Source organism: Clostridium vincentii, assembly GCF_002995745.1.
Classification (GTDB): Bacteria; Bacillota; Clostridia; order Clostridiales; family Clostridiaceae; genus Clostridium; species Clostridium vincentii.
In genome coordinates this window covers 1-7771 of sequence record NZ_PVXQ01000069.1, presented here as the reverse complement: position 1 = coordinate 7771, position 7771 = coordinate 1, and the positions used below count along the sequence as shown (strand labels likewise).

Sequence of the window (7771 nt, the reverse complement as noted above, 5' to 3'; positions counted from 1 at the left end):
TTCGTTAGCCTAACAAGCAAATATCAAAAGATACATTAATTTCTAATGAACCGCCGTGTACCGAACGGTATGCACGGTGGTGTGAGAGGACGCTAAATAAAATAATTATTTAGCTCCTACTCGATTTTGATACAATAAAAATATTTAATTTTAATTCAAGTGTAGTTTAAATAAAAGTTTCTACCTAAATGAATCACTTTCTTTTTTACTATTGTTAGTGGTATCAACATTATTAGTCAATTCACTATTTTGAATGTTTTCAATAGTTTTATTCATTTTAACATTTTTAGTTTTTTTATTTCTATTCATAAGTAATCTCCTTTCCATTAGTAATAGTTGTAATTTTGGAAGCAAGTATAGTGTCTGTAGATTTAGTGAGGATATGTATGGGAGTTTTTTCATGATAAATAAATTCCATATACTGGAATTGTGGTAAACCCAATGAGTTTAGGTATGATACTTAGTCGCAATATTTTAGATGGAAGGGCATGGATAAATATGGAGGTTGATAAGAAGATTTGAAGATGTTACAATTAAGTCAATTAAGATAGTGGTGGTGATTAATAATGGATAATGAAACAAAGAAAATGTTTGAGATTTTGATAAATAAATTAGATAATATAGACGGAAGACTAACTGGCATGGACGAAAGACTAACTGGTATTGAAACAAGGCAGGATGAAATATTTTCTGTTGTAAATGCTATTGAGCACAGCAGTACTACTCATAAAGCAGAAATCGATAATATGACCCATAAAATTGCTCATACAGAAGGAATAATTAATAAGATAGGCAATGTAATTACTGAAAGAAGTGCTTAAAATAATAAGTATTTAGTTTATATATGATCCTGTAGCTGAAAAGCTGCAGGATTTTTTTCATGTAAAGATAAACATATCATCCCATTTATGGTAGGTAGCTGCTTTTAATTAATTGTTCATTATTTTCAGGATAGAATTTAAATATAAACCTACTGGAGGCTTTTGATAAATACTACATAGTGAAACTCTAATAAATTTTGACAAATTATATGAATTTACGTTACACTAATATTAGTCCTATTATGGACTAATGCTATTAATGAAATGAGGTTTTTTTATATGGAGTGGATTTTTTTAACTCTGGCAATTATATTTGAAGTTGCGGCAACAACCTTTATGAAAATGTCTAATGGTTTTACAAAATTATTACCATCAGTAGGAACATTTTCAGGATATATACTATGCTTTACTTTTCTATCTATAGCATTAAAAAAGATAGATCTGGGTGTAGCATATGCTATATGGGGAGCTGCTGGAATTACTATTATGTCAATAATAGGTGTTCTCGTTTTTAAAGAAAGTATTAATGCTCTAAAAATATTTTCTGTACTTTTCATTATATTAGGAGTTATTGGATTAAATTTAAGTGGAGTAAGTCACTAAATTATTAATTATTAAAGGAAGTGTGTATAAGAAATGGATGATAAAGAGAAAATTGTTGAGCAGATAGATAGTTATTATAACTCATGGTTTGAAATGAATAGTATATACCATATTTGGGCCAAAAATCATGGCATGCAAGATACAACTTTATTTGTTTTATATGTAATAAATAATACAGTTCCATACTGTACACAAAGTCAAATTTGCAACAAATTATTATTACCAAAGCAGACTGTTTCGCAAATATTATCTGGACTTGAAAAGGAGGGTCATATACTTAAAGAACTAAATACTAAAGACCGTAGAAATAAAATTATTAGATTTACTGAAAAGGGAACACACTTTGCCACATCTATCCTTGAAGAACTAAAGCTTGCAGAGATTGAGTGTTTTAATCAAATTCCACAAGAACAGCTTAGAACTATAGTAGAAAGTTTTAAAGTATTATCAAATCTATTGAACAAAAGTTTGATTAAGTGATGTATTTATTGGTATGCAAAGGAGAAAAATTTCATTTTATAACAATGTTAAAACATAGCTATTTTAAAGAAAATAATTTATAATTTATTTAGAGTTATTTACGCAAGAAAGAGGGGTGTTAAATAGGTAGATAAATGAAATTATAATTATCTATCCTATTAATAGAATGGAAGAATTAGGTGTATGTGGTTGGTTATCCAGAGAGGGAAATTTTTATAAATGTGGTGAGTCTAAACATAATCTTTTAGCAGCTAAATTAGAAAAAGATTTAGATTTAAAAATGTTTGATGAAGACAAGGCTATTTATCTTCATGATACAGCATTATTAGAAACTATAGGATATGTTAAATTCACTCAATCTACTTATGGTTTAATAGGTGAATATTATGATAATCAATTTATGTTGTTCTTTGGTAAAAGGTTTTCCTATGAACAACGAAGATGGATGGAAGGAAATATATCGAAAATGTTACCACGTCAGAAATCAGAATGTCGAGAAAGACTAACATTGGGTTATTAGGCACAATTAAAAAAATAACAAAGAATCAGGTTTTATAACTTGATTCTTATTTTTTTCTGAAAATATAAAGTTCTTTAGGTTTTATTATAATATGTGTAGCAATTTATATATATTGTGTTGCAATTCTATTTTCAGGTTTTTTATCAAATGCATATAAAAATATTACAAAGAAGTATTCTAAAGGCTTCATTAAAATATATACAATATCAGCTTTAAAAGAGGTATCAATATGTTTAGATAGAGGATAACCATATTTATCATATATATATCTAATAAAATGATGAGATCTTGGGAGCTTTTCTTTAATATAATCCTCAAAAGCATTAGCCACACATAATTGCCTATTAACAATTATCTTATTTTTATGTCTAATTCCATATCTAGTTGGCTTAACCAATTCTTTATGATCTCTAAGAGATACTGTACATAAATAATGTCCATCATATTCAATTGGTGGTGGGGAAATTTGTTTAGATAATGTCCAATCACTAGTTTCTGTGAAGGCCTTTATTATAGCATCTGGCTGTTGACCAAAAAGGACTAAAATAATAAGGATAATGCAAAGAATAGGTATCATTAATATGAAAGTAAAGATTAACCATCCTGTGCTACTAGATAATAATTTTTTGCATTTACTTAATATAAAATTATTATATTTAAAGCCTTGTGAATTAATATAATCAACTTGAAATTTTATTGTATTCTTTATTAATCTAATTGAACATAGAAAATAGTTTATAGGAAAAAGAAGAGCCCAAAAACCTGCTCCAGGTAATTCTAATGGTTCAATTAAATTATTTGAAAGTTGAATAGCATAAATAAGACCTAATAGATTGCCAATGTATATGCAAGATAAACAAAGAGCGGCTATTAAAGGTGGTAATTTATCTTTTAAACTTTGCAAAATAAGAAAACCTACTACACCAATTAACATAATGAAAGCAATTGTAGGCAGATGCCATGATGCTATTGGAGTATGCTTACTATTCTCCATTCCACCATTTACTAAAGACTCTTGATAATCCTTACCACTCAAAATAGTTAAGAAAATAATAATAGAATAAATTGATCCTAAAATCATAGTGCATTTATCACATAAATTATCTTTAATTGGATTCTTTTTAAATAAATTAATTATGTTTATTGTTGTTAATAAGAGCGGAACCCCTAAAAGCGCAATACATAAAATCGATATTATAATCATAGATGTAAGTTCATCAGTACCCATAAGTAACATTCCCCCTTGCTAATTATTATTCTTCTCCTAAAATGTAAATGCCATCATCTTCAAAGATTTTAGTTGTATTTAACACACAAAATGCTGGCCTCACTCCGTTGGAACTTTTGGTATCTCCATAGCCCTGTGTTCCTTCAGGACCAATTCCACATACTAACAGTGCATTTATCCAGAATTTTTTCATGAAGTGCCCCCTATCTTACAATATTGTTAAATTTATATTGAATTGACTATTTTTTATATTAACCCAATTATACAACCTTTATCTTAAATATAGTTTAATATTTAAACTTAGTTGGAAAAACTTGTAGAAATTTAACAGAAAAAAATCATCCAATTTACTGTAATAATATTAAGTAAAGCATATATATAGGGTGGAAAGAATAATAAATCCGTGTACAAGCGAGTACACGAGATATCATGAGGAGTGATTATTAATGAGACAGAGAAAAATTGTCAAAATAAAAATAGATATGTATGACAATATAAAATTAAAAATAATTGATACAAGGCCTGAAAGGGATCTTATTCAGTATATTTGGAGTAGACTTATAAATTTAGCTGGCAAGGTTAATCGAGAAGGCGATTTGTACATGTCAAAAAATATGCCATATACTGTTGAAACCTTAGCAATAGAATTTAATAGAGACATTAGGCAAATTAAGTTAGCCTTAGATACATTTATAGAATTAGAAATGGTTGAACTTAATGAAGTTAATGTTTATAGAGTTACGAATTTTGCTAAACATCAAAACATTAAGGTACAAGAAAAAATAAAGGCTGAAGATGAAGAGGTAAAAAATAAGGAAAGAGTGGTAAAAGAAGATCTGAAGAATGAGGAATATGATAATAAAGATAAAGAACCTGAGAAAAAAATGGATCAGAATGAAGTTAAAGTTGTTAAAACCATTAAGGACAAGCCTAATAATAAGTTGCAAGAGAAAATTCCTATAGGTTTGGAAACTAAGAAAAATATGTTGATTGATAAAAAGAAGAAAAAAGAGAAAATCTATGATTTCACAGATGAAAAAGATGTTCAAGGTAATGATATGGTTGATTTTAAGGATTATGATAAGGAAAGGCCTTTGGGTAAAGGTGAGACTGTAGTCGCTTCGTGGTCTTTTAGATAGAGCTATCAATACTGTAGACTATTTAAGCTCTATCTTTTGAGTTGTTATTTCATTTTATATGCCTTATTTGATGAATTCCTTGTAAGTTAGATGAACGGTAAATCCTGTATCATCAAATTTATAGTTTGTATTTTCAAGAGCAGACTTACCAGAAGCTAAATTCATTCCAATAGAATAAAGTGCTTCTGCAAGATCTTTAGGCTCTACAGCAACAGTACCTGCCATAAAACCCTTTTCTATTAAATCCTTGGCAGCTGGCATTCCGTCAATTCCGACAACTGGAATTGTTGATTCAATATTACCTTTATTATATCCATATTTCTGTAAGGCTTCAACAGCACCTATTGCCATGGAATCATTATTTGAAATTATAGCTTCAATTTTATTGCCATATTTAAAAAACACAGATTCAATAGAATTTTCAGCGCAATCTTGTAACCATTCACAATTATACGAGGCAATTTCTTCTGTTTTTATTCCAGCCTCACGAAGTGCTAAAATACAATGCTTTGTTCTTAAAGATGTTAATGGACTGCCAATTCTGCCTTTTAACATAACATACTGCAATATGTTATCACGATTTTTATCTAGAAGCTTTTTATTAGAATTCCATTCATTAACTAGAATTTTCCCCTGTATAGTACCGGATTGTTCATAATCTGCACCAATAACCACTAATTTAGGATAATAGCTAAAAAATTTTATTATATCTTCAGCAGGGTCTGGATTCAAAATTATAGGAATGTTTTTTCTCTGGATTTTAATCAAAGTACCTTCTACATTCTTTAAGTTAGGAGTAATTATGCTTATAATGAAAAGGTCGAAATCCTCTTTAAGGGCTTTTTCAATACTTTCATTTTGTACACTTTGATTATCTTTTGCATCAAAAAAAGTAAATTCAACCTCTTTTTCGTTTTCTTTTCCTATACGTTCTAAATTTTGTTTAAGAATAGAAATAAACATAGCATTAGAATTATCAAAGAATACACCTATCTTAACGGGAGTCCCTTTGTTAACATTTGGAATGGCGTATACATTATTCTTAGTAACTCCTACTACTTGAACCATTGTCATAACTAAAATCATAATAAATATCATTAATTTTTTTAAATTTCTCATTGAACTCCTCCATAATATCTCTTTAATTATAATAATCAATGAATATTATAATTAATAGCAAATCAGTTTGCTTAATCTTAGGATGTGTTTTAATGAAAAAAATATTCTAATTCTAGTGTCATTATTTTCAATTCATTATTAAAATAAGTAGTTGTTCTAGATCAAATAGTTTATTCGTATTAAAGATTTCCTCAAGTTGATAGAGGTTTTCTTCACAATGTTCTATTTCTTTAGAATACAGATGCATTATGTCTATTTGGTCATTTAGATCAAAAGTATAATTATTATCAATCCATCTTACTACATCTAATTCTTTAACAATAAGATAAGTCATGACGGTTAACCTGGCTTTTGAATATAATTCATCATCATAAGTAGCTTTCATAAAATATCTAAACACAGAGTATACTAATAAATGTTCAAATTCATAGGTCTTATTTTTATAATATTCATTAAAATCATCATACTGTTTTTGATAAAAGTTAATGTCATCTGTTTTATGAAAGCAGTTAATAGCGCGATCTATTATCTTGGACCAGTTATCATTAATAGAAGCAAGGTTTTTATAAATATTCATACATTCTAGCATGTTAGAATGCTTAGCCTCTTGTTTGATTTTATACTTATCAAATACATTAATGAGTTCTTTTTGATAAGCCGCCTTAGAATATTTATTTGTTATATCAGCAATCTCAGAGACTTTATATTCATTTATCTTTTCCTGAATATCATGAGCAAAAGAGATCAATAGTGCAATTCTATGATTTAAATCTATAGACCGATTCTGCAATATATCTAAGGCTATTTTTCTAGATGATATTAGCTGTATATACGTATCATAAAATATATCATCACATGGACTTACCATTTCACCATCTTCTAAAACTTCAAAAGTCATAGGTTTAGAATCTTTAAGAATTAATCTTGCAGCCTCAGGACATGATAAAGATATTCCTATTTCACGTATACCGCCATATTCCTCTATAATCCTTGGAAATGTTCTACATGTATAGCATAAGCTGTTTTCTCCTAGTTCAGTATAGATGTCACAAAGGTTAGTTTTATTTAAAAATGGACAATTATTATTTTGTAACACAAAACCAGGTGCATCATCTTCATATAATTTTAAGTTAGATTTTAATGTTTCACCAAATTCACCAGATACATTTGTATACTGTTTATATGTTTCATCATCAATTATAACTTCCCAACCAGCACAACAAGTATCAGTACATTTCGAAGCTATGCATTTAAAATCTTTATAGTAATAGGGTACTGTTGTTTTCATATAAATTACCTCATCCCATCTTTGGACTGTTATTTCTTTTCGCTATCTAGTTTTATATTATTAGCAATTTCTATACTTTCTAATGTAATTTCACTTTTACTTTTCTTACTACTCATTAAAGGAATGAAACTTAAGATTATTATAATCCATTTAACTTCTCCTTCCAATGGTTCTATAATATTATTTTCTCTGACAGTGAGTTCCCTGTTAACCTAGGTAAAGGAGGAATTTTGCATTTTGTACAGAATGTTAAATAATAATAGTATTTTATGTAAATAACCCAAAGAAGAAAGGGAGCTTAAACATAATGAAGGAAAGAAAAGAATTAATAGAGCAGAATAATTATTTAAGCTTTGATAATATTAACTCCAAAGACATAATGACAAAGGGTAATTGTATTACAGGAGATACGGATCACTTTGTAAATTACTTAAGAGAAGCTTTTAAAAAGTAAGCGGTTAATAACTCGTCACGTTGACAGTCATTAACCGCTTATTTTCAATCCTTTTTATTTAAATAGCATTCAGCAGGAAGATTACTCCATGGAAATAGTGATTTAAATAAATCTGGATC

12 protein-coding genes are annotated in these 7771 nt (G+C 28.2%); 6 read left to right on the top strand and 6 right to left on the bottom strand.

Features of this window, described 5'->3' with window-relative positions:
* Positions 1-180 precede the first annotated feature (180 nt).
* Complete coding sequence (locus CLVI_RS18040; protein ID WP_278320544.1) at positions 181-309, bottom strand: hypothetical protein; 129 nt, start codon at positions 307-309, stop codon at positions 181-183.
* Positions 310-566: 257 nt separating this feature from the next.
* Here CLVI_RS18040 and CLVI_RS16795 point away from each other — a divergent pair, with 257 nt between their 5' ends.
* The 4 genes from CLVI_RS16795 (at position 567) to CLVI_RS16780 (ending at position 2424) form a co-directional block, all read left to right on the top strand.
* The gene (locus CLVI_RS16795) at positions 567-821 is read left to right on the top strand and encodes a M domain protein (protein ID WP_106061368.1); all 255 of its coding nucleotides are present in this window, start codon (positions 567-569) and stop codon (positions 819-821) included.
* 279 nt (positions 822-1100) lie between these two features.
* Positions 1101-1424: a DMT family transporter gene (locus tag CLVI_RS16790; protein WP_106061366.1), complete on the top strand. Its 324-nt coding sequence runs from the start codon at positions 1101-1103 to the stop codon at positions 1422-1424.
* Positions 1425-1457: 33 nt separating this feature from the next.
* A complete protein-coding gene (locus CLVI_RS16785; RefSeq protein WP_106061364.1) occupies positions 1458-1904 on the top strand; it encodes a MarR family winged helix-turn-helix transcriptional regulator in 447 nt (148 codons plus the stop codon).
* A gap of 166 nt (positions 1905-2070) precedes the next feature.
* Positions 2071-2424 (top strand): hypothetical protein, encoded by a 354-nt coding sequence (locus CLVI_RS16780; protein WP_106061362.1) that lies wholly within the window; start codon positions 2071-2073, stop codon positions 2422-2424.
* Positions 2425-2527: 103 nt separating this feature from the next.
* Here CLVI_RS16780 and CLVI_RS16775 read toward each other — a convergent pair whose 3' ends face one another.
* On the bottom strand, positions 2528-3652 hold the full coding sequence (locus CLVI_RS16775; RefSeq protein ID WP_242980755.1) for a DUF6688 domain-containing protein: 1125 nt from the start codon (positions 3650-3652) through the stop codon (positions 2528-2530).
* Between the two features lie 25 nt (positions 3653-3677).
* Positions 3678-3845 (bottom strand): hypothetical protein, encoded by a 168-nt coding sequence (locus CLVI_RS17580; RefSeq protein WP_170065707.1) that lies wholly within the window; start codon positions 3843-3845, stop codon positions 3678-3680.
* A 253-nt stretch (positions 3846-4098) separates the two neighbouring features.
* On the opposite strand from CLVI_RS17580, the gene CLVI_RS16770 reads away from it, so the two are divergent.
* Positions 4099-4791, top strand: coding sequence for a phage replisome organizer N-terminal domain-containing protein (locus CLVI_RS16770; protein ID WP_106061360.1), 693 nt, complete (start codon positions 4099-4101; stop codon positions 4789-4791).
* 63 nt (positions 4792-4854) lie between these two features.
* Here the strand turns inward: CLVI_RS16770 and CLVI_RS16765 are convergent, their stop codons facing one another.
* The 3 genes from CLVI_RS16765 to CLVI_RS17740 form a co-directional block, all read right to left on the bottom strand.
* Entirely contained in the window at positions 4855-5910 is a 1056-nt protein-coding gene (locus tag CLVI_RS16765) for a galactose ABC transporter substrate-binding protein (RefSeq protein ID WP_106061358.1), read from the bottom strand.
* A 127-nt stretch (positions 5911-6037) separates the two neighbouring features.
* On the bottom strand, positions 6038-7198 hold the full coding sequence (fliB, locus tag CLVI_RS16760) for a flagellin lysine-N-methylase (protein ID WP_106061356.1): 1161 nt from the start codon (positions 7196-7198) through the stop codon (positions 6038-6040).
* Between the two features lie 29 nt (positions 7199-7227).
* On the bottom strand, positions 7228-7365 hold the full coding sequence (locus CLVI_RS17740) for a hypothetical protein (RefSeq protein WP_207655405.1): 138 nt from the start codon (positions 7363-7365) through the stop codon (positions 7228-7230).
* Between the two features lie 140 nt (positions 7366-7505).
* Between CLVI_RS17740 and CLVI_RS17575 the strand changes: the two genes are divergently transcribed.
* Positions 7506-7652: a hypothetical protein gene (locus CLVI_RS17575; RefSeq protein ID WP_170065706.1), complete on the top strand. Its 147-nt coding sequence runs from the start codon at positions 7506-7508 to the stop codon at positions 7650-7652.
* Positions 7653-7771: the final 119 nt, after the last annotated feature.

What these genes read in the sequence shown, in the direction of transcription:
- CLVI_RS18040 (WP_278320544.1), bottom strand. Translation starts at nt 309, where the DNA reads ATGAATAGAAATAAAAAAACTAAAAATGTTAAAATGAATAAAACTATT.
- CLVI_RS16795 (WP_106061368.1), top strand. Translation starts at nt 567, where the DNA reads ATGGATAATGAAACAAAGAAAATGTTTGAGATTTTGATAAATAAATTA.
- CLVI_RS16790 (WP_106061366.1), top strand. Translation starts at nt 1,101, where the DNA reads ATGGAGTGGATTTTTTTAACTCTGGCAATTATATTTGAAGTTGCGGCA.
- CLVI_RS16785 (WP_106061364.1), top strand. Translation starts at nt 1,458, where the DNA reads ATGGATGATAAAGAGAAAATTGTTGAGCAGATAGATAGTTATTATAAC.
- CLVI_RS16780 (WP_106061362.1), top strand. Translation starts at nt 2,071, where the DNA reads ATGGAAGAATTAGGTGTATGTGGTTGGTTATCCAGAGAGGGAAATTTT.
- CLVI_RS16775 (WP_242980755.1), bottom strand. Translation starts at nt 3,652, where the DNA reads ATGGGTACTGATGAACTTACATCTATGATTATAATATCGATTTTATGT.
- CLVI_RS17580 (WP_170065707.1), bottom strand. Translation starts at nt 3,845, where the DNA reads ATGAAAAAATTCTGGATAAATGCACTGTTAGTATGTGGAATTGGTCCT.
- CLVI_RS16770 (WP_106061360.1), top strand. Translation starts at nt 4,099, where the DNA reads ATGAGACAGAGAAAAATTGTCAAAATAAAAATAGATATGTATGACAAT.
- CLVI_RS16765 (WP_106061358.1), bottom strand. Translation starts at nt 5,910, where the DNA reads ATGAGAAATTTAAAAAAATTAATGATATTTATTATGATTTTAGTTATG.
- fliB (WP_106061356.1), bottom strand. Translation starts at nt 7,198, where the DNA reads ATGAAAACAACAGTACCCTATTACTATAAAGATTTTAAATGCATAGCT.
- CLVI_RS17575 (WP_170065706.1), top strand. Translation starts at nt 7,506, where the DNA reads ATGAAGGAAAGAAAAGAATTAATAGAGCAGAATAATTATTTAAGCTTT.